General features: G+C 29.8%; 1 protein-coding gene. It reads left to right on the top strand.

The annotated features are described in order from the left end of the window. The coding region (locus LIZ08_RS10360) for an HNH endonuclease (protein WP_227038827.1) at positions 1–242 on the top strand (242 nt) is incomplete at both ends.

The following is a 242-nucleotide window of genomic DNA, read 5'->3' as shown; positions in this document are numbered from 1 at the left end:
GGTAAAAAAGGATTTTGTAAAGAAAAAAATCCAAATTGGCAAGGAGGTATAACTGAGGCAAATTGGGATTTAAGACGTACTACAGAATATCTCGAATGGAGAAGAAGCGTTTTAAAACGAGATAATTGGACATGCCAAATATGTTTTTATAAAGGCAATGAATTAAATGTTGATCATATTAAACCTTTTTCAAAATATAAAAAATTAAGGCTTTCTATAGATAACGGTAGAGTGCTTTGTAA

Source organism: Streptococcus sp. 210928-DFI.4.42, from assembly GCF_020554365.1.
GTDB lineage: Bacteria > Bacillota > Bacilli > Lactobacillales > Streptococcaceae > Streptococcus > Streptococcus parasanguinis_S.
The sequence above is the reverse complement of the archived record's forward strand: the minus strand, read 5'-3'. Positions and strand labels throughout refer to the sequence as shown.